Raw genomic sequence first — 23,524 nt, forward strand, 5'->3', positions numbered from 1 at the left:
CTGCGCTATAGCTTCGTAGGACTTCGCTGGGGGAAAGCTATCCCGAAAGCCTTCGGGACCAGACCCCCGATTAAAAAAACAACTTTTAAAAGCAGTGTCACTGCGAGGGATTCTGGCGATTTTCGGAAGACCGCGCCAGTCTCCTTTTCTTAGTTCGCGTAGGAGCTAAAAGGCAAGGAGAAGTCCTTGTGGCTTTAACGAAGATAAAGCTACTAACGGACATCGAAGGAGGTGCAGTTATGCGCCTTGAAGTTTTAACGTAGTGGCGGAGGATGGCTGGCAGTTTTCTGCCCAGAAGTTATATGGGTTTTGTATATTCCTTTGCTATCACTTTGTGGACAAAATAAGATAGCGAATGCTAAGGTAGTGGTTTATCAATCAATATAAATTTGCCATAAAACCTATTTTTAATACCTCGAATAGAGCCAATGAATGACAACCTGAAATCAATCAATAATAATATTTACGACAAGTGCGGACTGGCACTTTCAGATTTTAAAACTGAAACAGAAAGTGCAGCCTATGACGCTTGTCAATTCAAATTAAACGAACTCAATATTTTAAGCAGAACTGCTAAAATAACACCCAAAAAAGCTGGTCAATTTGTAACGTTCTGGAAGCGAAAGGGAGACGGCCCAATTGAACCTTTTCATGAAGTAGATCCAATTGATTTTTTTGTAGTGAATGTACAGTCTGATCATAAGTTCGGACAATTTGTTTTTCCTAAATCTGTGCTGATTAAAAAAGGAGTAATCACTACTAACAAAAAAGAAGGCAAAAGGGGGATTCGTGTTTATCCGATTTGGGATATCCCTAAAAGTAAACAAGCGGAACGAACTCAAAAATGGCAACTCAATTATTTTTACGAAATAGGGGAGATGACTGATTTTAAAAAAGTGAAAGAGTTATATGGTATTCGGCCATTTTAAGTATTCCGTAGTATTAATGTCCTCATTCCATAGCCTACCACAAATGAGATAAAAGTTGAGAGCAAAGAAATAATATCCAAAACAATAGCGCGAGCGTCTCGCTCGTGCTCTATTGCCCCTTGCTCCCTCCCTATAGGTAAGGAAACTCTACGTACGGTATCAAACGTAGGGTCAGCCCGAGCACAGGACCGCGAAGTCGAAAGATCTTTGACGAGGTTTGAATAAGTTTCTAAAAGGATAAGAAAAGTCCTCCTTGCGGCTATAACGCAGATGGGGCTGTCAACGGAAACCGAAGGAGGTGCAGGAGGATGGCTGGCAGTTTTTAGGAATGTTATTATACGAGGTCAAGCCTGCAATTTAGAGCAGGAGCCTTTGTCCCGATTAACATACGGTCAAGGATGACCGTGTTACATTATATTGCCCCCCTAAGACGTACTATGTCAAATCATAGTATCTATAGCACGAGCGGACGCTTGTGCTATTACTGTTTGTGTTGAGGAGAATTTTATAATTTCAAGCAGAAACTACGCCATAAGTCATTTCAAACCGCCGCTAGGTGGGGATGAATCTCATTCGCTTGCGTGAGGACCAAGAGGTATTACCAGTAGGCCCATTTTATTTCTCTAGCAACACCCCGTCAGCTACCAAGCGGTATTCATAGGCTTCCTCGGAGCCTGTTTCTGCATCCGTATCTACCTTATCTTTAAAGGCCACTCCTTTGGCAGTCATGCGGAGACCGGCCGATTCAGTGGGAATTAGAAAATTGTGATTCCGGAATTTAACCTTGATGGTCTTCTCATTATCAGTGACAAAACTTGCCCAGCAACCTTTCATTGAGCAAACAGCGGTTATTGTCCCTTGTACCTTAAGCTTTTTACCATCTTTAGAGAACTGCGAAATGGCTTCATTGGCATCAAGTGCATTTGTGGCTGTTATTTCTTCGCCATACTGCTGCCAGCTGTTTTGGGCATCGGCAGGCTGAAAGGTGATTCCGAGTGAGAGGATAAAGAGCGTTAAAAGATACTTAGCAGTAGAATTGAAAAGTGATTTCATAAGTATAGTTGTATTCAGCTTGTGTTAATGGATATAGATATACCTGCCAGGCGTCTTGCTTTAGACCCGGCAGGTATTCTTTAAATATTTATTACATGATTAGTTTATGTAGTAGCAGAAACCCGCCATAAAATTACGTCCGGTGCCGGGAATAAAGGTCGTAACGTGGTCGGGAGTAATGGGTTTGGGCGGGGGATTGGTAACCACATCCCGGATCAGGTAACTGCTGGCATAGGTAGTATCAAACACATTTTTGCCCTCTATAAAGAAGCTCAGCGATTTGGAAGAATGCAGTCCCATCCGGAATCCCCAAAGTGCATAACTCTGCTGTTTAACCGTATTTCTGTGGTCTGTTGGGGTATCCACGGGTAGCCACTCTACATTTACATTCAAAAACGCACCGGTAGGGTGGCGGTATTCCATTGAAGAGCTGATGTAATGCTTTGGAATACCTGCAATGGCATTGCCTTCGTACGGACCGGCATCAAAATAGAAATCGCTGAAGTTATAAACGCCTTCCCAGATCAAACGATCTTGGTTACCGGTGAATATATTTTGTAGTAATGTAGCTTTAAGGCCGGCTTCAATTCCTTGGTGGATCGTACGATCAAGAGAGTTACGGGTAGTTCCGGAAATACCAAATAGATCGGTTGTGGTTAATATTTCATCCGAAACATGCGAACGGTAGAGACTGACGCTCCAGGCCAATCGTTTGTATTGGCCTCGTGACCCTATCTCAAAAGTGGTAGCACGTTGGGCATCCAGTTCCTTAGCTTCAAACTTATTAGGGCTCTTGTTGGGGTTTCCGCCTGAAACGTTAATGAGTTCATCAAAAGTTGGGGGTTCGTAGCTGCGACTGACGTTCGCATAAAAACGGTTGCCCGATGTTGTTTTGTATATAAGCCCAACCTTGGGGTTGAAGCCTAAGTACGATTGGTTTAGCGTACGGGCAGGGGCCTGGAACACCCCATACTTCTGTTTGGGCGCGATGTAAAAGGGACGTTGATCGGGGGTCGCAAAATTGTCCGTATTGTTTCGAATATTTCGGCTAAACTGCACGCTCAGGATACTGGACAGTCGATCCGAAAATGCATAGCGGTGACTGGCAAAACCGCCAATATTGGCCGACCGGAGCTCATTGTCAGCATATTTCTTGCCTTTATTTCCACCGATATTTGCATAGTAACGGCGATTCATGTCGCCAAGGCTTCCAAATAATCCAAGTTTCAACTCATGGTTCTTGAATCGGGTATTGTATTTTGCATGAAATCCACCATCATTACCATCAGTATCTTTAATACCCACCGTGATCGGATAGGTAAAAGTGTCATCAAGAAGTTGGTAATAGGCTGATACCGAGAATGCACTACTATTGGAAATGCGATATTTCGTTTTCGTAGCAAATCGAAATGCTTGAGAAGCTCGTCCCGGTTTATCGCGCACTACATTGGGACCAATGCTTACCGGTGGATTAACCCCCGGATTGACGATAGTGGCATCGTCATTGAGTTGAGCTGCATTAAGAGGACCCGGAATGTCGAATGACATATCAGTAAAGGTGAAATAAAAACGTGATTCCAGATTTTCAGAGAACTGGTGTCCCGCATTTACAGTAGTATTCAGGCGTTCACTGGAGTTCCAGGTGCGATATCCATCAGAGCGATTGTAAGAAACTACTGCATAAAGATCCGTATTTCCAAAAACGTGACCGGATGAAAGAGATCCGCCTGCATATTTGTACTGACCACCCTCCAGTTTTAGGCGCAGGGGACTGGCATTATAACCACTTTTGGAGATCATATTTACCGCACCGCCAAGAGTAGCTGTGCCGTACTCCAGTGCATTAGAACCACGATGTACTTCAATATGATTTGCTGCACGAGGATCCAATAAACCAATTATATACGTACCATCGGCCTGGTTGATATTAATGCCATCTTGCAGAAGCTGTACGCCGCGTTGCTGGGGATTACTCTGGATGCCGGATCCGCGAATATTGAGTCGCGGCTGGTCGTTACTGCCAAAAAACTCCTGGATGATAACGCCGGGCTCCATCACCAATGCATCTTTGAGCGTGAGCGAACGTTGCGAGTTAAGCTTTTGCATATCGGTTACATTGACCCCGCCGGGCGTCTTATAACTGATTGCCCTCGCAGCTGCAACGGATGTTTGGGTGAGGCTGGGATTATCTTTGACCGTTATTTCACCCAGTTCATATTCCTCAGCATCAAGTTCAATGGTAATATTTATAACTTGATCTTTGTAGATCGTAATATCTTGAACGGCTTTTTGATAACCAATATATGAGATGACAAGTTGATGAGTACCGGTCGGCAAGGCCAAGTTAAATTCACCTGAAGGGCCGGTTGTAGTCCCTTGATTGTAATTTGAAATGGTGATGTTAACGCCCTGCAGGGGGTGATCATCTTGATTAAGTATTGTTCCACTTACGGTGCCTGTTTGGGCAAAACCAAGGGAACAGATTCCAAAGAGGAAAATCGCAATTGAGGTTAAATAATGAGTTTTAAAGCACATGAGTTGGTAATAGTGATTAGTTAATGATAATGTTGAAGCAGGAATACTGCCTATTCTTATTTAAACTGAATATAAATTACTGTTATTAAAAGACAAAATAGTCTTTTATATTTATACGATCTTCATCTGGGCAATATATCTTGTGATCCAAAAGAAGAATGAGGATCCATAATGGGATTTGAACATAAATTGATGCAGAAATAATAGATTTTATGAAATTACCTTCCGCTACTGCTATTGTCACCGGGGCGAGTCGGGGACTTGGATCCGCTATTGCTGCCGCACTTATTGAAAAGGGGGCAGAGGTATATGGAGTAAGCCGAGATCTGGACGCCCTTCATGAAAGGCAAAAGAAGCTGGGACAGAACTTTGCGCCGGTGGCACTGGATATCACCGACCAAGGGGCAATTGAAGAGTGGATTGGACAAACATTTGCCCGGGGAAATGCCCCGGATATCCTGGTAAATAATGCGGGAGCGGGCATTTTTGGTGCTGTCGATGCACTGCCTGTGGAACGTTGGGAGCAGATGATTGAAGTAAATATAAGTGGGGTATTCTACCTGACGAGATCGCTAATGCCTCTGATGAAGGACAAGAAAACCAGCAGTCATATTATCAACATCGGCTCTATACTGGGCACCATGGGGAATCCCGAAATGTCGGCCTACTGTGCCACAAAATTTGGCATCAACGGATTTAGTGAGGCCCTGTTTAAAGAGTTGCGATACGAGGGAATAAAAGTCAGCTGTGTAAATCCCGGTTCTATTGAAACCGATTTTTTTGCAGAGTCGGGTATTGAGTCTCACGGTAATATGCTGCAGCCCGAAGATCTGGCCAATACGGTCATCAACCTGCTCAAGACGCCGGACAATATGCTGATTAGTGATATGACGATCCGGCCTCTGAATCCCAAAAAACTAGGCAGTAAATAATGCTAGATGACTTGATAGTCGATCCATGTCATGCTGAACTTGTTTCAGCATCTAATATGGGTTTCTCAGGAAATTATTAAGCCCAATGTTGGTTTCAGATTCTAACAATGGGCTAACAGATAGGTTGACGGATGCCAGTACAAAGCCATCTATAATTAATAACAAATTAAACCATATGTACAAGCAGGTTCGCCTTATTGAGACCTGTCTTAAACCTAAAATGAACTATTGTTATGCCGCAAACAGAAGAAGAACTAGATGTACGATCACTGATCCCCATAAAGCGACACGAAAAGTTGCTTAAGCTTTTTAAGGAGTTACCCGTGGGAGACAGCTTTGTCTTTATCAATGACCACAATCCAAAGCCGCTCTATTACGAGTTCCGTTCTATCTATGGTGATGTTGTCGGCTGGGAATACCTGCAGCGCGATCCCGAAGAGTGGAAAGTGCGTGTGACGCGAACGCAATCATCGGATGCGCGGGATACCGAAGGGGTATCAACCCTGTTGGACTTGCGCGAAGCAGACGAAAAAGAGGGGAAGTATGCTGTGTTTCACCGCTACAGCATGATGCTGAAGGGAGACACCATGGAGATTATTGCCGATAAAGATCCGGAAGAGATTCGCAATATTTTCAAGAATAAATTTGAGGATGAATACGATTGGAGCTATCAAAAAGATCTGCCCGGGGAATATGTGGTGCATGTAACGAAGCGGGAAGAAAGCGACAGTACGGCCGGAGATATTACGGTAGTCAACAAATTTGATGTGCGCCCATACCCGCCGGCAAAACGTCATGATATGGTGTTTGATGCCTTTGATGAGCTGGCACCGGGCGAGGCTTTTGTGTTTATCAATGACCATGACCCCAAGCCGCTGTATTACCAGCTGGAGGCTGAAAGTGAGGATCCGTTTAAGTGGGAATACCTTTCTACCATGCCCAAAGAGTGGACGGTAAAAGTGATGAAAACAGAAGAATAAGATTCCCCTGTAAGATTTAAACAGTACTTTTAATAGGTTTTGCAAAATTTGCTAAGCAACAGCTCTGAGGGAGTTATACTCCCGCTAAAAGGTATAAGCCGTCGGCGGTACAACCGCCTCGGAGTCAGGCACGGATTTATCAAGTACTCTTTAACATAGTAGAACAATATTTATGAGTGATTTTTATGCAGCAGTATTTGGGGCCGGAATTTGCGGTACGGCTATTGCCAATGAGTTAAACAAAAAAGGGAAGAGGGTTTTACTGGTCGATCCCTATGTGTCCGAGAATGCACCCGGTCCGCCGGCGGGATTGGTAAACCCGGCAACGGGCATGCGAGCAAAGTTGTGCTGGAATGGCAAGGCCTGTTATGATGCTTTGCGCAATCAGATCGAAACGCTAATTGAGTATTCGGGATGCAATGATCTGATATCCGATACCGGGGTACTTCGTCCGGCAATCAACGAAAAGCTGGCAAAGAATTTCAAAAAGGCACTGGATAAATACGACTGGCCCGAGGGCTGGGTACGCTGGATGGGGGAAGAGGAGATTCAAGAGCTAAATCCCGAGATCGCTCCTAATCTCGGCGGACTCTACCTGGAATGCGGTTATACCGTCTATGTAGATAACTACCTGAACACCTATCGGAAATATCTGCGTGAGCAGGGGGTAACCTGCAGGTACGAGGAGGCCGATTACTGCTATAACTCGTCGTCAGGACAGTTTACTATCGAAGTAGGTGAGGAGGAGATCACGGCAGACCATCTGATTGTTGCTGCTGGTTATCGTACGCCCGAATTTGAGGAGTGGTCGGGTCTGCCGCTGGAAGGCGTAAAGGGACAGATTGTGCAGTTTGAAGCTCAGGAGGATTTGGCTTGGGATCATGCGGTTTCGGCCAAGGGATACAGCATGCGGCGCGGCAAACGACAGCTGATTGTGGGGTCAACCTATGAGCACAATTTTGATTCCCTGGATACCACCGAAGAAGCTTATGAACGTATCGCGGGTAAGCTCGATATCATGTTTGCTGATATTTCTTCAAAGCTTACAAAGCAGGTACAGATGGCCGGGGTACGCGTGACCACCCCCAACCGCCTGCCGGTAATCGGGCGGCATCCTGAACAGGAGCAGCTCTGTATTTATACCGGGATGAACTCCAAAGGGTTACTGTTTTCGCATCATGTGGCCTCACTGCTGACGAAGCATCTTGTTGATGGGGAAGAGATACCTGAAGAGTTGAATGTCCGCCGGTTTGAAGATTAAGCAAGGGTATTTTTACAGTTTACAGTGATCAGTTTGACAGTGCAGTTGACCCTATGGAGTAAGTTTTTTTGGACGTAGGTCGTGCTTCCAGCGCGGCTACGATTTCATATAGTTTCTTTTCTCCGTGAATTCTTTAAAAAAAGCCTGTCTGCCTGCTGGTAGAAGGTTAGTCGCTTTCATCTCACTAATAGCGCGAGCGTCCCGCTCGTGCTATTTTGACCTGCCCTTGGTCCCTCCTTAAAATTAGGGAGGGAAACTTAGTTTTGGCATTTTTTACTTCCTGCAACATTAACGGCCGTTGTTTTGAAGCAGTATCATCACGAGAAGGCACGCAGACAAAAGTCGAGACGTGGTGGGTAACCTAAAATGGTAATTGGTAACTGCAATACCAGATTGTCCAAGGGATTCATCGCACAAGCGAGACGCTTGCGCGATTTCATGAGTTTAAAAAACAATGTTATTACGCTGTGTCCCATTCTATGTAGAAGAAATCGGCCGACGAAGTAATCTCCTTATCCAGATTCGTGTAGCATCCAAAGTGCAAGAATTTAAAAATCTCAAAAAAGCAGTGTCACTGCGAGGGATTCCGGCGATTTTTCGGAAGACCGCGGCAGTCTCCTTTTCTTAGCTCACATAGTATCTGAAGAGCAACCTTTGCACATCAACTAATTGTTTCTGGGAGATTGCCACGTCGTCCCGATAACCCACGGCACTCCTCGCAATGACAGGCGTTGATAGGGCAAGAAAAAGTCATAGCATGCCTTATGGTGTTATTGGTGGAAGGATCGGTAGTGTAATCTAAAGGAGGAGCAGCTATGCGCCTCGAAGTTTTGACGTAGTGGCGGAGGATGATCGGCAGTTTTTGCCAATATTATTATACTGTGTCAAGTTTGCAACGTAAATCAGCTGCCTTTGTTCAAATTAACATACGGTCAAGGATGACCGTGATACATTATCTTGCCCCTTATACGTACCATGTAAATGATAACGTCTAATGCACGAGCGGAATGCTCGTGCTACCCATTGTTTGTACTGGTGTCAATTTTATAATCTAGAGCAGCTAATGTCCTATAAGTCATTTCGAACCGCCGCAAGGTGGTGAAAAATCTCATCTGTTTGCAGGGGAAACAGCGACATCAAGGAGAAATCCAGTTTGTGTTATTCTGATACCTCGTTCACCGAAGGCATAACTAGAACAACGGGAGTACAACTCCCTTGGAGTTATAAGTAACGGCTAGCTAATGCTGACCGAGGGATTTCGCTAAGCCTTCAGAGGAGCAGTAGATAAAGACAGAAAGAAAATACAACTAATTAATACAAAAGACTCTTAAATGTTTTATATTTGGATTCCCCGTAAAATGTAATACCAATTACTGACAAAGGATAACAGCTATTATTCATGCGCACATCTACCACATCTGAGAAAACTACCCAAACCCGGTATCCCGAAATAATGGCCCCGGCCGGCAGCTGGGTATCATTTCGGGCAGCACTACAGGGTGGGGCCGACTCGGTCTATTTTGGGATTGAACAGCTCAATATGCGGGCTCGGGCCTCGAACAACTTTACGCTCGAGGACTTGCCGCAGATTGCGTCTCTCACCAAAGAACAGGACGTAAAGACCTACCTGACGTTAAATACCGTACTCTATGATCACGATTTGCCGTTGATGCGTCGCATTGTGGATGCTGCTAAAGAGGCCGGTATTACAGCGATAATTGCAGCCGATCAGTCGGCTATATCCTATGCCTATAAACAGGATGTGGAGGTACATATCTCCACGCAGGCGAATATCTCGAATATCGAGATGGTAGAGTTTTACAGCCACTTCGCCGATGTGATGGTGTTGGCGCGTGAGCTGAGCCTGGGACAGGTCCGAAAGATTGTAGAAGGCATTGAGGAACGGCAGATTACCGGTCCGTCGGGCGAACTGGTAGAGATTGAAGTCTTTGCCCACGGCGCCCTTTGTATGGCGGTATCAGGGAAATGTTACCTGAGCCTGCACGCCTATAATTCATCGGCCAATCGCGGGGCCTGCAAGCAGAACTGCCGGCACTCGTATAAAGTGACCAATGATGACGGCAATGAGCTGGAGATCGACAATGAGTATATCATGTCGCCCAAAGATTTGTGTACTATCGACTTTCTAGATCAGCTGTTGGATGCCGGCATACAGGTGTTGAAGTTGGAGGGCCGGGGCCGGTCGCCGGAGTATGTGAAAACAGTAACCCGCTGCTACCGGGAGGCGGCGCAAGCGGTGGTGAATGGTGAGTACAATCGGGAAAAGGTGGACCAGTGGATGCAGGATCTCCGCAAAGTGTATAACCGGGGATTTTGGGACGGCTACTACCTGGGACGTCGCCTTGGGGAGTGGAGCAACGTTCATGGTTCTGCGGCTGAGAAAGAGAAAACCTTTATCGGTAAAGTGCTGCATTATTATCCAAAGGCAGAAGTGGCGCATATCCGCATAAAAACCAAAGAGCTTAGTCTGGATGACGATATCTTAATCATTGGGAAAAAGACAGGCGTAGCCGAACCGGAGGTGGCCTCGATATGGGTAGATGACCAGCCGGCCGAAAAGGCAGTGCAGGGACAGGAGTGTACCCTGAAAATTGATACCGAGGTTCGTGAAGGAGATAAAGTGTATCTATGGGAGGACCGAGCGGAATGAAGATTACGATCTACAGATCAAAATGTATTGGTTGCAATTACTGTGTAGAGGCATGGCCCGAACGCTGGCAGATGTCGAAGCGCGACGGTAAGTGCGTGCTTATTGGCGGCAAGAAAAAGGGGCAGGTTTACCAGGCCGAGGTGGGAGAATATGAGCGTAAGTATAACGAGCGTGCAGCCGAAGCCTGCCCGGTGAATATTATTCGAATCAATGATTAAGGGTTATTCGGATTCCAGATGCTCTTTTCGGCGCCGGTGGGCTTTAAGGTATCGCTCATCTTCGGCGTAGGTAGTGGGATAGACCTTGGGGACCGGTTGGGGTTGCATATCCTCATCAACATTCACAAAAGTAAATACGCAGGTGTTTGAGAGGGCCTTGGTCACTTTATCAAGGCTGGTGCGTTCAATGTTGATTTCTATGCTGATGGAAGTATTGCCGGTATAGACGATACGGCTGGTAAAGTCGAGCTTGTCGCCAATGCGAATGGGTTGCAGAAAGTTGATGCGATTAACCCGAACAAAGACCGGGCGATGGGGGGCAATCTCCTCGGCGTGCATCAGGGCCAGTTCAAAAGCCCGGCGAATAACATAGCCCCCGAATATTTTCTTGGGCACATTTTCGTGATCGGGATACATCCGCTCCATATTACTCTTCACCAGATTTCCGGCCAATAAACCGTCAAAATCTTTTTCTTCCTGGGCATGGTGTAACTCTCGCAGGTGCTGGAACTCTTCCTTGCTGGGCGGTTCCTGGAGGGCGTCCATCTGCTCTTTGTAGGATTTTCGTCGTTCTATAGCCGCTTCGTAGCGTTCTTTCTCAATGGGACTTTCGTATTCCAGTGGTGGAATGGGTAAACTTTCGGCCTCATCGCCTTCGCCAATACGGGTGACCATGGTAAAGTAACATGAAGCCAGCGAGTGCTCTGCATTCTTGTCTTGATCCACTCTGATGCCCACCTCCATAGAAGTGCGGCCAACATAGTTAATACGTGCCCGCATATATACATCCTTGGTAATTTCGGCCGGGATGTGCAGGGCAATATCATCTACTGCAGCGGTAACGACCCGGGCGTCCGGTTCATGTTGATGTACATATTCCAAGGCGATATCTTCAGCCAGCTTGTCGAGCTTCTCAAGAAGGCGTCCCCACCGCATATTACCGACAATATCTTTATCGACGATCATAAATCGACGTCGGAGATCAAGGTCGCTGCTGAAGGGAAGGGTTCTTTTTATAGAAGTATCAATGGGGCGCATATCCGGGGATTCTGTTAACGTTTTAAATCCAGCTGAAAAATAGGAATTTGTCAGCGGATAGAAAGAGAAAATGTTGTCACTATTGGGGTTCTTTTTTTGAAAGTGGGACTCGCTGTAATATGTAGACGCGGAAAATATTAGTCAACAGGAGGTAATTTGTTTTTTTGCTGATACAAGGACAGCAAAGGGGGGCGTTAAAAAATGTTGGGGTTTCCGTTGCTTGGGTAGTTTCTTATTATTGAACCGCTCAAATAACTTTCCCTAAAACTTATCGATTTATGTATACAGGATTTCAACATTTGCATTCCGGGCTGGCCTATCTTGTGCTGGCAATTTTAGTTGTGGTATTTGGATATGTCTTGGTCAACTTTCTCAATAAAAAGCCGTTTACCGAAACCGTGCGTAAAAGTGCACTTGTAGGGCTTATAGTCGCACATATTCAGCTGCTTGTTGGGCTGGTACTTTATATTATATCTCCCAATGGGCTTTCAAACTTTTCAGGCGAAGCCATGGGCGATTCTATGGCGCGACTGTTAATGCTGGAGCATCCCTTGATGATGATTCTGGGTATTGTTTTGATAACCATCGGCTATTCCAAGGCAAAAAAGGCCACCGAAGATGCGGCATCATATAAGAAGATTCTCATCTTTTATGGTCTTGGACTCCTATTTATCTTATCTCGTATTCCTTGGTCTGTTTGGTTCTAATGGCCGTTTTCCCTTGTTTGGCTGAGATATGTGATTGGTATCTCAGCCGGGGAACCTTTCCCCTCCTCTGATCTGTAAAAACGTCGACTGTATTACCACGCTAATTATATCGTGACTTTACTATCTGCTCTCCAATTCGCATTAATCGTTAAGTCTTTTATATTATCCATCTGTTGACGGGAATTTATAAATCTTAATGAAGAGACTTCGCTGATATGAATTATTCGATAGATGAACGGTATAACTGTGTAGTAATAGAGTTTAGCGGTAATTTAAGAGGTGGTCCTGATGCCACGAAGTTCAATGAGGACCTGCATGAACTCATTGATGAAGGCAAAAAAGAGATTGTTGCTGATTTGAGTAGTGTGAAATTCATGAACTCCTCGGGGCTTGGTATCCTTATCGGCGGTATGACAACTATGCGAAATGCAGGCGGAGATCTGCGCATTGCCGGTGCAAATCAGCGGATTGAGAGCTTATTAATGATTACAAAGTTGGTAACGGTCTTTAAAAGCTTTCGCACCGTTGAAGAGGCTGTAGAATCTTATCAAGAAGAGGGAGTAAAAGAGGAAGAATAATCTTTACGCTAGGGAATTAAGTGGTTGTATGGGGTAATCCCTAACGATTTGTCCCGAAGCATTTCAAAGGGTTGAAAGGGATAAATATTACTTTCAACTCAATGCTATTTTGCTCAAATTTAGGGGAATCAATTATAGATCAGAAATATTAGTAACAAATATATTTTTTTATGACACAGGAAGAGATCAACAAAGGTAGCCGATTGATAGAAAGCATTATGGGCAGTACCATCAAAATTAAGCAGGAAGATGTGAAAGATATTCCACTGGCGTTTTTACAGCCGGAAGACATGAAATTTCACGAGTCCTGGAAATGGCTGATGCCTGTGGTTGTCAAAATCGAAAATGATATGGGACACACCATCGTTATTAAAGGGACTTCTTGCGAAGTAATTACCAAAGACGGGGACTCTTACAGTGCCGAAGAAGAGACAAAATTAAAGGCTGTTTGGCAGGCTATTGTAGATTTCCTTGATGCAGAAAACTAAGGATTACACAAGTCATATATTTGATATCAGGCGATTCGGGGAGCAATTCCCTGGCCGCTTTTTTATTCCCAAGAAAAGAGGTGCAGGAATAAAAAAAGGGATACTTCTTAACGAAGCATCCCTTTTGCGAAAAAAATCGTAGGCTTTACACCTTACCAGTATTTTTCCACTCTTGGATCTCCATACGGATCTCCTGTGCTTTTTTCTTCATTGCCTGAAGAGTTTTACGCGCACGGGTACCCGCGGCTTTATTTCCTTTCTCGTAGAACTTATTAATGTCTGGTTCTAGCTGATCTAACAATTCGCTCATTTCATCGAATCGGCTCATTATAATAACTCCGTTTGATTAATGTTTGAAATTTAAAAAACTTTTTTCGATGTGCTGTCTTTTGTACATCGAATGGTCGAATCTAGGTATATGGAAGTGTCGTGTCAAGTAAAAAAACCCCTTTTTAACATATTAGGTAGGTCTTTCCTGATTTTTTTGTGTATTAGTACATTTCCATACTAATAAGCTCTCAATTTTACAAAGAGGATTTTATAGCTATACTGTGGCTTAAATCAGGTAGCTGATTGAAATCGCGGGCTGAGGTTAGGCACACAGATTGTTCAAAATGCGAAAATTCATCGGGTATGCGTTCTTGCCTAAAGGTCGTTTCCATGGTATCCCATTGGAGTTGTTCGGGCATTTCTTCGTTCGTGAAAATTTCGTCTTCATCCGCTTTTGAAAACAGAAAAACTTCATCGGTATCCAACTCGGCCTTTAAAAAAGAAACCAGTTCAGGTAGATCAATAACCGTGGGCGTGTTGGATGTCGAATCATGCACAAGCGTAGATAGCAATAGTACTGACTGTTTGGGCAATGAGTTTATAAAGGAGTGATCCAGAGAAAGTTCATCTTCTTGCAGGCTGATCATCTTTCGTTGGCTGGGGTTGATTCCTACTGTTGAAACCCCTTGATCGGCAAAAAGGGCTACAAGCCTGTTATTGAGATCTTTGACACTGCGAATTTTTGCTTCTTTGCTCATAACCCCGGTTTGGATAATACGCTGCGTATACTCACTGTCGCCGTGTACAATAATAGAGCGAATATTTTCATCGCCCTGTTGTTGAGAGAGTGATTGCGCCAGTGATGTTAGGAAAACGCCGTTATCGAGGTGATCATAATCAAGTGCTGCGATATACTGCATAAAATGGATATAAAAATTTATTACTTAATAAGAGTTGAAGAACGAAAACTGTGTGGCAAAAGATCGTGGCCAAAATGAACCGATTCGGTGTTGTCGGCATGGTGCAGGTGAATCTGTTTTTGTGCCATATGTTCCACTATGACCTGTCGACAAGATCCGCAGGGACTGCTAAACTCGCCATCCCGCGTATGAATATGCAGCCGCTTAAAATTTTGTGCTCCATAGGTGACTGCTTTACCTATAGCAACGCGCTCGGCGCATAATCCCATACTCCAGCTGCTGCACTCGATGTTAACACCGCTAAAAAAGCCTATGTCGGTTTCAAGAAGTGCCGCAACGGGGAAGTCGGATTCTCCGACAACAGCTTTGTCCAAGAGCTTTTTTAATGTTTTATCTAATGGGATCTCTTCCTGAAGTGCCAGGTTTGGAAAGGAAACATCAGACCATTTACTTTGCTCTTGGGTTGTTACGGTAACTCCAAATTCTTCTTTCCAAAAAGAGATCATCGACTTTTCGGTATGGGGAGCCCATACTTCTTGGGGCGTGTTGCCTTCGCTGATACAGCAAAACAGGGCATTATGTATGGCACTTATGCTCAGCGGGTACGAAATATTTTCAATTCGACAACCCGGGAAATAGCGTCCCTCTTTACTTTTGGCAACAGCGAATTTTGGGGTTCCGGAGTAGGGCACATACGAATGTTCAGTTAGCTCAGAAATATTCATTATTCAATAATTGATGAAACCACCGCATCTGCAACACGCGCTCGAACCTTACTGATATTTTTGCCATATGAGCGGTGTGGATAGGTGCGATTCGTTAATATGATAATGGCTAATTTGCGTTCCGGATCAATCCAGTAGCTGGTACCGGTAAAGCCGGTGTGACCAAACGTTTTATCACTGGTTAACGATCCTGCGGTACTGAAATCATTACTTTTGCGATCAAATCCGTATCCGCGATTTAATTGTGGCGATTGTCGACGAGTAAATGTTTTCACAGTCTCAGGGGTCAGATACTGTTTGCCCGCATATGAACCTTGATTGAGTAACATCTGGCAGTAGATGGCCAGATTCGAAGCCGTGGAAAAAAGCCCGGCATGCCCTGCTACGCCTCCAAGGTAATAAGCCCGTTCATCATGCGCTTCTCCCTTTATCGTTTTCATCCGATAGGTGGTATCTATTTCTGTGGGTGGAATCCGTTTATTAACCCAATGGTTTTTTCGTTTAGGATTAAAGAATGTGTCGTTCATCCCCAAAGGATAATAGAGCTTCTTTTGCACATATTTATTAAGCGGCATACCGGTAATTTGTTCAACAATTTTACCGAGCAGGATAAAGCCAAGGTCGCTGTACTCATATTTAGAGCCCGGAGTGTAAATAAGTGGTTCGTTCTTGACAGCCTCAATAATTCGTGATTCTGATTTTAGAGAGTCTATATATACTCTAAATGCGGGGAGGCCGGAATTATGGAGCAGTAAATTTCGGATGGTAACCCTCTTTTTCTGCCCCTTCTTAAATTCTGGTATATATGTTCCGACTTTATCATTCAGGGAAATTACGCCCGTATCCACCAGCTTCATAATAGCAGGGGTCGTTGCCGTAACTTTTGTCAGGGAGGCCAGGTCATATATTGCATTCTCTTTTATGGGTTCTAATTTTTTATATGTTTGATAACCGAAGCCTTCCTGGTAGGCAACTACGCCATCTTTTACAACCGTAACCACACCGCCGGGAAAAGTAGAATCAAAGATGGCATCATTCATAATAGATTTAACTTTTTGCAATGAGTCGCGGGATAGCTCCGCTACTTCCGGCACATCGGTTCGGAGCGTCGTTTGAGGCATGCTGATACCATGGTTCATCGGGTACATTCCAGGTATTGCAATAGGTAAACGCCCGTCGATTGCAGAACCACCGAAAAGGGCCGGGACGGCACTGTTAACCTGTGCACTATTTGCAGACCAAGCCATCAATTGAACGTCGGTATCAGCAAGATCTTGCACTACATACGGATTACCAAAAGCTACCAGTACCGACGGCGTATCTTGGTAAAGCTTTTTCAAAAAGCTGAGATGTTCTTTGCTTAGCTGTACTTTCTTTGCTGATCGTACATAAATGAATGATCCAATGATCAAAAGATCGGTCTCTTTGGCATCTTTCAGCATCTTATCCATCTCGGCTTTGCCGGTTCTTTTGTCAAGTACGTGGGAAGTAACGTCTGGGTGGTGATTTTTAATTTGGGATACCAGCCCGGAACCAGCACTGCCTGATTTATCATCAGAAACAGAAATAACTGTAATTTTTGGGAATTCAGATGCCCTGATAGGGAGGATATCGTTCTTGTTTTTGAGCAGGGTTAGGGACTTTCGACTTATTTCATCCGAAATAAGTTCATGGTCCCGTGTGTTTATTTTACTGCTCAGGCTGTTGATGTCGATCTTTCGTTGTTGAAAGAGCCCATGCTGTTTCTTCCATCGCAGTAACTTTCGTACCGATTGATCAATACGTGATTCCTTTAACTTGCCCGAATGAACCGCCATTTTAATTTCATTAATAGCTGTCAGCTCATCAGGACTAAGCAGCATCATATCCACACCGGCGTTAAGTGCTTTCATAACGGCCTCACCGGGGGAGAAATGGCTGGAGATTCCTTTCATTTCCAGGCCATCGGTGACAACCATGCCATTAAACTGTAGGCTATCCATAAGAATACGATTAAGAACAGTAGAATCCATTGTGGCAGGTAGATCTTGCTGGGTACTTACATTGGGAAATGCAATATGGGCACTCATGATGCTGTTGATTCCATTTCCTACGGCAGAGCGAAACGGCAACAGCTCTACCGAATCAAGCCGGGCAAAATCAGAAGTAATTACGGGAAGCGAGAGATGAGAGTCGGTATCGGTATCGCCATGACCGGGAAAATGTTTGGCTGTAGAAATAATGCCTTCGGATTGCACGCCTTTAATAAAATGGTTCCCATACTTCGCCACTGTATCGGGATCCCCGGAGTAAGATCGTACGTTAATAACCGGATTATCGGGGTTGTTGTTGACGTCGAGGACGGGAGCAAAAATTTGATTGACGCCCAGGGCCTTGGCTTCGCGGGCTGTAATTTTACCCGCCCAGTAGGCATATTTGGGGTTCTGAGTGGCGGATACAGCCATAGCTGGTGGAAAGCGCGTTGCCCCATCCACACGCATAGCAGCACCGTATTCCATATCTTGGGTAATCCAAAGGGGAATTTCACTGTACCGTTGCAGTTTATTGGTGAGAATGGTTTGTCCGTATATATCTCCATTGAAAAAGATGAGTCCGCCAATATGGTAATTTTGAATTTGGCGGATTAATTGTTGGTACCGGGCATCGTCATCACTTTTAAAGTATCCGTAAGCACGAATAAAGAATAACTGCCCGATTTTTTCTTCAAGGCTAAGGGTATTAAGCAGTGAATCAACATCAATAGTGCCATTATCTATAACGTCTTTAGGAGGCAGCTGTTTCTGTTTCGATTTATTGATGGTATCGATGTTGCTGAGCACGCTGGACTGCTCAATACCGTCTTTGGATTCGGAGGTGACATTTTGGCTATGCGAGCATGTTTGGATGAAAAGAGCACCAACAATCAGAATTGTGATAGCATAGCTAAATGAATAGCGCTTGGGATATAATAGTTCGGACATCATTCGATAAAAATTAGGTAGTTGTATTACATATTGAGGACAACATAGCTGAAAGCGTAAAGTGAATCAACGTATTTCCCGCTTCTTCTTGTATCACTGGTTACCGGGAATAAGTTTCATTGTTTTATACTGGCTTTCGTCCAGTATGGTACTGTCTTGATACAAAAATTTATACTGGCCATTGAGCCAACTTTCGGTTTGATCACCATAATATTCTGACAACGGATTCCCCGATTGTCCGGTGGGCAGTATAGACATGGTACGAGTCATATCAGAGAAATCGACCACCCGCCGGATAGAGGGACCTAAAATCATCTCAAAAGGATCATTCCAGCTGTATTCCCCATTATTGATGGTCATATCATGGCCGCGAACAGCATGGGGACCGATACTTAGCAAGTTATCGACGATTAGTTTAAGGGTTGCAGGGGCATTGGGGGCATCGGCGGCGCGCCCAAACAAGGAGGGTTCTAAGGTAATGGTATGTAGCTGTTCCCAGCGCCACTCGAAAGGTTCATCACCGAACTCTCGCTTCAGAAATTGAACAGTCTGGTTCATACTTTTGGTGATTAGCTGTTCAGCTGTCTCGGTAGTATCTTTAGTATTTATATCATCAAAAAAGGGACTTCGATTACGCAATAGGTAAAGAATAGAGCGTTCTGGCAATGCAGAAAATTTAACAAAGTTTTTATAGACGGGAGCCGTCATTTCATCTTCATAGGTATTTCGGCTTAACCGTAACAAAAACACATCCATTATTGATGCCGCTGTTTCTGAGGGTTCATAGGAGTAGTCCCAGTTTTCGAGGTATGATATGACGGTACTGAAGTCGTACTTCTCACTTCCTTTTAGTACAGGAAGAATAATCTTGGTAATCTCTTGAGCATAGAGTGAGTACGAATCATTTTGCATCTGCTGAAAGGCTTCTGCCGAGAACGAAATATCTTGGTTTAGGTACTGCCGGATGCGGTCGTATCGGGCGTCGGGCTCCCAGTAGATCGAGATGTAATGGGGATATTCTTTTCCAGTCGGGGGATTGTTTGCGTTGGCAACCCAGCCTCGATCCGGGTTAATATTGGATGGCAGCTCATCATAAGGTACAAAGCCTTGCCAGTCTTGGTCCGGCTTCCAGCCTTCACGAAGCAGCAGTGGACTTTCATTTCGTATTGGAATATTTGCCAGGGCAAGGCGTGCTATATTGCCGGCAGTATCGGCATATATAAAATGTTGCCCCGGAACTTTAAAGTCTTGGGCTCCCCGTTGGAACTCCTCAAAGTTTGTTGCCCAGTTCATGGTAAAGAGTGCTTCAATTTCATTGGTGATCTCCTGACCGGTCCAACGCATAGTAATAACGCGATCATCAATATATTTCTGCTCCGGGAAAACCTCAGAAATGACCGGTCCATGTTGGGTAAGCCGACGTGTGAACAGGGTGTCATCGTCATTTTTTATTTTTATCACTTCTTGTTGAGTCTCAAACTTTTCATAAATGGGTTCGCCGGCTAGGGTATCAAGCAGGTATTTATCGGGATTTTTAGGATGCATGGCTTCCTGAAAGAAGTCGGTATCATCAAGCATGATATTGGTTAGTGACCATGCCAGCTGATCGTTCTGTCCCAGTATTACAATAGGTGCTCCTGCCAAGGTTGCCCCGGAGAGGTTTTGCCCACCTGTATGCAGATGAGCTTCGTACCATTTCCCGGGCATGTTAAGACCCAAATGAGGGTCGCCTGCCAATAGTGGATAGTCGGTGGCCGATTTTTGGGCACTTACCGCCCATGCATTACTGCCCACGGAGCTGCCTTCGGTACCCATAAGTTGATTCAACTGCTCATTTTTATTTACAAGGGGGAATAGTGCTTTAGCCCACTGATGAGTAGTGTCTCGGGGAATATGTTGGGCTGTAAGGTTACTGTTTGGGAGTAGGTCGGCAAACTTTCGTGAACTCAGGTTTTGGGCCAGGTAGGCATATGTTAGCTCGGATTTCCATGCCAGGTTCAGCTCCCAGGCCATTAGTCTCGCCAAAGCGATCGAATGGGTTATTGTCCACTGAATAGGTTCCATATCCGCCAGGGTAAACTGTATCGGTAAACTTTTAGGATGGGTTTTAATGTAATTGTTTACCCCATCAGCATAGGCTTGCAGCTGTTGTCGGGTAGAATCTGCCAGTGTGGTCTCGATCTTTTTGGCAATACGCCAGAAGCCTATGGTGCGCTGTAATTTATCATATGGTAACAGATCTTTACCCAAGAATTCTGCAAAACGCCCTTCGGCAGCCAGCTGAGATAAAGTCATCTGCCAAAGACGGTCTTGGGCATGCACATAGCCGAGGCTATAGTAAAGATCGTGTTTGTTGTCAGCATAAATATGGGGAACGCCGTGAGAATCCCAATGGATATCCACTTCTTGTTCAAGGGCCGGTTGCTCTACGGTTGATTGGTAATCAGGGAGGGGGCGATAGAACGTCCAGTATATGGCAATGCCGCCAATTCCCAAGATGAGAATTAAGATGAAGAGTAGAGCACGAAAGATTGTTTTCATAGTAGCTGATATTATTGATAGTCACCCAAGAATGTAGCAAACATAGTAATTAATCTATAGCGTAGTTAACAGCTTGTGTCGAAGTAGGTATTGAGAAATAAGTGAAGTTAAAATCGAAGTGTAATTACGTTGAAAAAGCCCAAGAATTTCGATACTCTCTTATAGCAAAAGAAAAACATGAAATCATAATGAACGCAATATATTTATGGATATTAAAAAAGTAGCAGTTATTGGCGGTGGCACCATGGGTAATGGCATCTGCCATGTATTCGCCATGAATGGCACCTCTGTTAATCTTATCGAGATGAACCAGGAGCTGGCTGATAAAGCGCTGGCAACCATTGAGAAAAACCTGGATCGAATGGTTAACAAAGAGAAGATCGATTCAGCGCAAAAAGTGGAAACCCTCGAAAATATTGAAACGCACACCAGTACTGTTGATGGGGTTAAAGATGTAGATCTGGTTGTTGAGGCGGTACCTGAAAATTTTGAGCTCAAAAAGAATGTATTTTCTGATGTTGATAAGGCCGCCCCGGAAGATGCCATTCTTGCCTCAAATACCTCTTCTATTTCGATTACAAAGCTTGCTGCAACTACTTCACGCCCCGAGCAATTTATCGGGATGCACTTTTTCAATCCGGTACCGGTAATGAAGCTGGTGGAAATTGTTCGCGGCCTTGATACCAACCAAGAGACTGTTGATACGATTGAGGAGACAGCGAAATTACTGAATAAGAATCCTGTAGAAGTGGCCGACTATCCCGGTTTTGTATCGAACCGCGTGCTGATGCCGATGATTAATGAGGCGATCTACTGTGTATATGAAGGCGTTGCGGAGCCCGAAGATGTAGATTCCGTGATGAAGCTGGGGATGGCACATCCTATGGGCCCATTACGTCTGGCTGATTTTATTGGCCTTGATGTATGCCTGGATATTCTCAATGTTCTGCATGAAGGGTTTAAAGATCCCAAATATCGTCCTTGTCCCTTACTGGTTAAAATGGTTGATGCCGGTAAGTTGGGTGATAAAACAGGAGAAGGGTTTTATGAGCACTAGGTAATTTTTTGCTCTCAATTGTTGGATTAATTTAACCCTCGGGCTCTGTTGAGTTCGGGGGTTTTTACTTCTGTTTAGGTATTGATTCTAATAGTTTAATAGCTTATCAAAAAGCCACTTACTTGGTACTACCAAAATCGCCAATAGCTGATATACGATTTGAGGCGGTCAACAAAAAATTTTCCCCGAAACCATCCCAAAACACAACAAAGTATCAAGAAGGTATAAACGAATACTGTTGCTATATTACTGACGATAGCCGTATATGAGTGAACCTCTGCCAAGAGGTAGAATCCCCCAATACCAATACCGGGAAACATCCAGAATGCAATAATATTGATCAGTATAAAACCAAGAACCAATGCGGTAACGGAATGGCCTATACGCTCACCGAGAGTTGGAACTCGTTGGTGTTCGGATTCGTTGATTTTTAAATGGTCACTATTCATTTTATAAACTTGATGGATGTTTGCTATAAACTAATAATAATGAAATGAATCGGCTTTTTGTAAATAGTAGTGCGAGCTTATCGCTCGTGCCAAATTGCTATGGAATGGGATTGAGAAATAATCATAAGGTGAGCTGTAAAAATATTTTGCCCTGCTTCCATTTCTCTGATATTCTTATTATTTCAAGACTTATTCACCCTAATTTAGATTAAGCTAGTTTTAGCCATGGAAACAATCCAGATACCGACCCCACGTCAGATTGAACAAGCTCGTGAACGGTTAGGAAACCGGGTCCGGCGCACACCCGTATGGCAGTGGAAAGGGGATGTTAAAGAACGATTTCTGGGGAAAGGTACACAAGCGTACTTAAAGCTTGAGCTTTTCCAGTATGCCGGTAGCTTTAAACCCCGGGGTGCCTTGATGAATATGCTGGATCTTTCTGATGAACAGCTGGAAAAAGGAGTTACAGCAGTAAGTGCCGGCAATCACGCTATCGCCGTTGCCTATGCTGCCCAGTCGGTGGGGACTACGGCTAAAGTGGTGATGCCCCAAACCGCAAACCAGTTTCGGATAGACCGATGTAAATCGCATGGCGCGGTTGTTGAGCTTGTTGATGACGTGCACATTGCTTTTAAGAGAGTGAAAGAGATTGAAGAGGAGGAACAGCGCACCTTCATCCATCCCTTTGAAGGAGAAAAAACAGCCCTGGGGACTGCAACCGTAGGGTTAGAGTTACAGCAAGAATGTCCCAACCTGGATGCTGTAATCGTACCTATTGGCGGCGGTGGGCTTTGTGCCGGTATCGCAACAGCAATTAAGCAGACGATAGAAGATTGTGCCGTTTATGGCGTAGAACCGGTGGGCGCCGACAGTATGAGTAAAAGTCTGGAGGCGGGACAACCGGTAGAGATTGAAAAGGTGGATACTATTGCAGCAAGCCTCGGGGCACCCCATGCTGCTCCCTATAGCTTTGGCCTTTGTAAGCGGTTTGTAGATGAGGTAGTAACAATAACGGATCTAAAGATGGCTCAGATGATGCGGACCATGTTTGAGGAGTTGAAGCTGGCTGTAGAACCCGCGGGAGCATCGGCATTGGCAGCGGCAGCAGGTCCATTGGCCGATAAAATTGAAGGGAAAAAGGTAGGGATTATCGTCTGTGGTACAAATATTGATACCCAAAGTTTTCAGACCATATTGGATAATACCAAATAA

General features: G+C 44.6%; 20 protein-coding genes. 11 read left to right on the plus strand and 9 right to left on the minus strand.

The features are described 5' to 3' along the window. Window positions 1–428: 428 nt before the first annotated feature. Complete coding sequence (locus G3569_RS00005) at window positions 429–929, plus strand: MepB family protein (RefSeq protein WP_165264789.1); 501 nt, start codon at window positions 429–431, stop codon at window positions 927–929. 615 nt (window positions 930–1,544) lie between these two features. Here the strand turns inward: G3569_RS00005 and G3569_RS00010 are convergent. Both G3569_RS00010 and G3569_RS00015 read right to left on the minus strand, forming a co-directional pair. Next, window positions 1,545–1,982, minus strand: coding sequence for a DUF4920 domain-containing protein (locus tag G3569_RS00010; RefSeq protein ID WP_165264791.1), 438 nt, complete (start codon window positions 1,980–1,982; stop codon window positions 1,545–1,547). Window positions 1,983–2,081: 99 nt separating this feature from the next. Then, window positions 2,082–4,517, minus strand: coding sequence for a TonB-dependent receptor (locus G3569_RS00015; protein WP_165264793.1), 2,436 nt, complete (start codon window positions 4,515–4,517; stop codon window positions 2,082–2,084). A 212-nt stretch (window positions 4,518–4,729) separates the two neighbouring features. Between G3569_RS00015 and G3569_RS00020 the strand changes: the two genes are divergently transcribed. The 5 genes from G3569_RS00020 to G3569_RS00040 all read left to right on the plus strand — a co-directional run bounded on the left by G3569_RS00020 (window position 4,730) and on the right by G3569_RS00040 (window position 10,579). Then, window positions 4,730–5,449 carry an SDR family oxidoreductase gene (locus tag G3569_RS00020; protein WP_165264795.1) on the plus strand — a complete coding sequence of 240 codons (720 nt, stop codon included), beginning with the start codon at window positions 4,730–4,732 and terminating at the stop codon, window positions 5,447–5,449. Window positions 5,450–5,682: 233 nt separating this feature from the next. Beyond that, a complete protein-coding gene (locus G3569_RS00025; protein WP_165264797.1) occupies window positions 5,683–6,429 on the plus strand; it encodes a DUF2249 domain-containing protein in 747 nt (248 codons plus the stop codon). Window positions 6,430–6,601: 172 nt separating this feature from the next. Next, a complete protein-coding gene (locus tag G3569_RS00030; protein ID WP_165264799.1) occupies window positions 6,602–7,690 on the plus strand; it encodes an NAD(P)/FAD-dependent oxidoreductase in 1,089 nt (362 codons plus the stop codon). Window positions 7,691–9,089: 1,399 nt separating this feature from the next. Then, a complete protein-coding gene (locus tag G3569_RS00035; protein WP_165264801.1) occupies window positions 9,090–10,361 on the plus strand; it encodes a peptidase U32 family protein in 1,272 nt (423 codons plus the stop codon). Continuing rightward, on the plus strand, window positions 10,340–10,579 hold the full coding sequence (locus tag G3569_RS00040) for a ferredoxin (protein ID WP_205719954.1): 240 nt from the start codon (window positions 10,340–10,342) through the stop codon (window positions 10,577–10,579). Before G3569_RS00035 ends, G3569_RS00040 begins: the two co-directional genes overlap by 22 nt. A 3-nt stretch (window positions 10,580–10,582) precedes the next feature. On the opposite strand, the gene G3569_RS00045 is transcribed toward G3569_RS00040, so the two are convergent. Further along, on the minus strand, window positions 10,583–11,617 hold the full coding sequence (locus tag G3569_RS00045; RefSeq protein ID WP_165264803.1) for a hotdog domain-containing protein: 1,035 nt from the start codon (window positions 11,615–11,617) through the stop codon (window positions 10,583–10,585). Window positions 11,618–11,895: 278 nt separating this feature from the next. Between G3569_RS00045 and G3569_RS00050 the strand changes: the two genes are divergently transcribed. The 3 genes from G3569_RS00050 (at window position 11,896) to G3569_RS00060 (ending at window position 13,390) form a co-directional block, all read left to right on the plus strand. Next, window positions 11,896–12,324: a hypothetical protein gene (locus tag G3569_RS00050; protein WP_165264805.1), complete on the plus strand. Its 429-nt coding sequence runs from the start codon at window positions 11,896–11,898 to the stop codon at window positions 12,322–12,324. A 215-nt stretch (window positions 12,325–12,539) separates the two neighbouring features. Further along, window positions 12,540–12,902, plus strand: coding sequence for an STAS domain-containing protein (locus tag G3569_RS00055; RefSeq protein WP_165264807.1), 363 nt, complete (start codon window positions 12,540–12,542; stop codon window positions 12,900–12,902). A gap of 170 nt (window positions 12,903–13,072) precedes the next feature. Then, window positions 13,073–13,390, plus strand: a complete 318-nt coding sequence (locus G3569_RS00060) for a hypothetical protein (RefSeq protein ID WP_165264809.1) — start codon at window positions 13,073–13,075, stop codon at window positions 13,388–13,390. 145 nt (window positions 13,391–13,535) lie between these two features. Here the strand turns inward: G3569_RS00060 and G3569_RS00065 are convergent, their stop codons facing one another. The 5 genes from G3569_RS00065 to G3569_RS00085 form a co-directional block, all read right to left on the minus strand. Beyond that, the gene (locus G3569_RS00065) at window positions 13,536–13,718 is read right to left on the minus strand and encodes a histone H1 (protein ID WP_165264811.1); all 183 of its coding nucleotides are present in this window, start codon (window positions 13,716–13,718) and stop codon (window positions 13,536–13,538) included. Between the two features lie 196 nt (window positions 13,719–13,914). Beyond that, window positions 13,915–14,580, minus strand: a complete 666-nt coding sequence (locus tag G3569_RS00070) for a hypothetical protein (protein WP_165264813.1) — start codon at window positions 14,578–14,580, stop codon at window positions 13,915–13,917. A 20-nt stretch (window positions 14,581–14,600) separates the two neighbouring features. Then, on the minus strand, window positions 14,601–15,305 hold the full coding sequence (locus G3569_RS00075) for a cytidine deaminase (RefSeq protein ID WP_165264815.1): 705 nt from the start codon (window positions 15,303–15,305) through the stop codon (window positions 14,601–14,603). Further along, on the minus strand, window positions 15,305–18,268 hold the full coding sequence (locus tag G3569_RS00080; RefSeq protein ID WP_165264817.1) for a serine hydrolase domain-containing protein: 2,964 nt from the start codon (window positions 18,266–18,268) through the stop codon (window positions 15,305–15,307). The genes G3569_RS00075 and G3569_RS00080 overlap by 1 nt, the downstream gene beginning before the upstream one ends. 90 nt (window positions 18,269–18,358) lie before the next feature. Next, on the minus strand, window positions 18,359–20,806 hold the full coding sequence (locus tag G3569_RS00085; protein ID WP_165264819.1) for a penicillin acylase family protein: 2,448 nt from the start codon (window positions 20,804–20,806) through the stop codon (window positions 18,359–18,361). Between the two features lie 211 nt (window positions 20,807–21,017). Between G3569_RS00085 and G3569_RS00090 the strand changes: the two genes are divergently transcribed. Beyond that, window positions 21,018–21,863 (plus strand): 3-hydroxyacyl-CoA dehydrogenase family protein, encoded by an 846-nt coding sequence (locus G3569_RS00090; protein ID WP_165265405.1) that lies wholly within the window; start codon window positions 21,018–21,020, stop codon window positions 21,861–21,863. A gap of 128 nt (window positions 21,864–21,991) precedes the next feature. Here G3569_RS00090 and G3569_RS00095 read toward each other — a convergent pair whose 3' ends face one another. Next, entirely contained in the window at window positions 21,992–22,312 is a 321-nt protein-coding gene (locus G3569_RS00095; RefSeq protein ID WP_165264821.1) for a hypothetical protein, read from the minus strand. Window positions 22,313–22,537: 225 nt separating this feature from the next. Between G3569_RS00095 and G3569_RS00100 the strand changes: the two genes are divergently transcribed. Beyond that, window positions 22,538–23,524, plus strand: coding sequence for a threonine ammonia-lyase (locus G3569_RS00100; protein WP_165264823.1), 987 nt, complete (start codon window positions 22,538–22,540; stop codon window positions 23,522–23,524).

This window comes from Fodinibius halophilus (assembly GCF_011059105.1).
In the GTDB taxonomy this organism is placed as follows: domain Bacteria; phylum Bacteroidota; class Rhodothermia; order Balneolales; family Balneolaceae; genus Fodinibius; species Fodinibius halophilus.

Bases quoted from the DNA above. Each gene is read 5' to 3' on its own strand.
- G3569_RS00075 (WP_165264815.1), bottom strand. From the start codon at position 15,305: ATGAATATTTCTGAGCTAACTGAACATTCGTATGTGCCCTACTCCGGA.
- G3569_RS00025 (WP_165264797.1), top strand. From the start codon at position 5,683: ATGCCGCAAACAGAAGAAGAACTAGATGTACGATCACTGATCCCCATA.
- G3569_RS00095 (WP_165264821.1), bottom strand. From the start codon at position 22,312: ATGAATAGTGACCATTTAAAAATCAACGAATCCGAACACCAACGAGTT.
- G3569_RS00100 (WP_165264823.1), top strand. From the start codon at position 22,538: ATGGAAACAATCCAGATACCGACCCCACGTCAGATTGAACAAGCTCGT.
- G3569_RS00010 (WP_165264791.1), bottom strand. From the start codon at position 1,982: ATGAAATCACTTTTCAATTCTACTGCTAAGTATCTTTTAACGCTCTTT.
- G3569_RS00050 (WP_165264805.1), top strand. From the start codon at position 11,896: ATGTATACAGGATTTCAACATTTGCATTCCGGGCTGGCCTATCTTGTG.
- G3569_RS00015 (WP_165264793.1), bottom strand. From the start codon at position 4,517: ATGTGCTTTAAAACTCATTATTTAACCTCAATTGCGATTTTCCTCTTT.
- G3569_RS00005 (WP_165264789.1), top strand. From the start codon at position 429: ATGAATGACAACCTGAAATCAATCAATAATAATATTTACGACAAGTGC.
- G3569_RS00045 (WP_165264803.1), bottom strand. From the start codon at position 11,617: ATGCGCCCCATTGATACTTCTATAAAAAGAACCCTTCCCTTCAGCAGC.
- G3569_RS00070 (WP_165264813.1), bottom strand. From the start codon at position 14,580: ATGCAGTATATCGCAGCACTTGATTATGATCACCTCGATAACGGCGTT.
- G3569_RS00065 (WP_165264811.1), bottom strand. From the start codon at position 13,718: ATGAGCCGATTCGATGAAATGAGCGAATTGTTAGATCAGCTAGAACCA.
- G3569_RS00055 (WP_165264807.1), top strand. From the start codon at position 12,540: ATGAATTATTCGATAGATGAACGGTATAACTGTGTAGTAATAGAGTTT.
- G3569_RS00080 (WP_165264817.1), bottom strand. From the start codon at position 18,268: ATGATGTCCGAACTATTATATCCCAAGCGCTATTCATTTAGCTATGCT.
- G3569_RS00060 (WP_165264809.1), top strand. From the start codon at position 13,073: ATGACACAGGAAGAGATCAACAAAGGTAGCCGATTGATAGAAAGCATT.
- G3569_RS00040 (WP_205719954.1), top strand. From the start codon at position 10,340: ATGGGAGGACCGAGCGGAATGAAGATTACGATCTACAGATCAAAATGT.
- G3569_RS00030 (WP_165264799.1), top strand. From the start codon at position 6,602: ATGAGTGATTTTTATGCAGCAGTATTTGGGGCCGGAATTTGCGGTACG.
- G3569_RS00020 (WP_165264795.1), top strand. From the start codon at position 4,730: ATGAAATTACCTTCCGCTACTGCTATTGTCACCGGGGCGAGTCGGGGA.
- G3569_RS00085 (WP_165264819.1), bottom strand. From the start codon at position 20,806: ATGAAAACAATCTTTCGTGCTCTACTCTTCATCTTAATTCTCATCTTG.
- G3569_RS00035 (WP_165264801.1), top strand. From the start codon at position 9,090: ATGCGCACATCTACCACATCTGAGAAAACTACCCAAACCCGGTATCCC.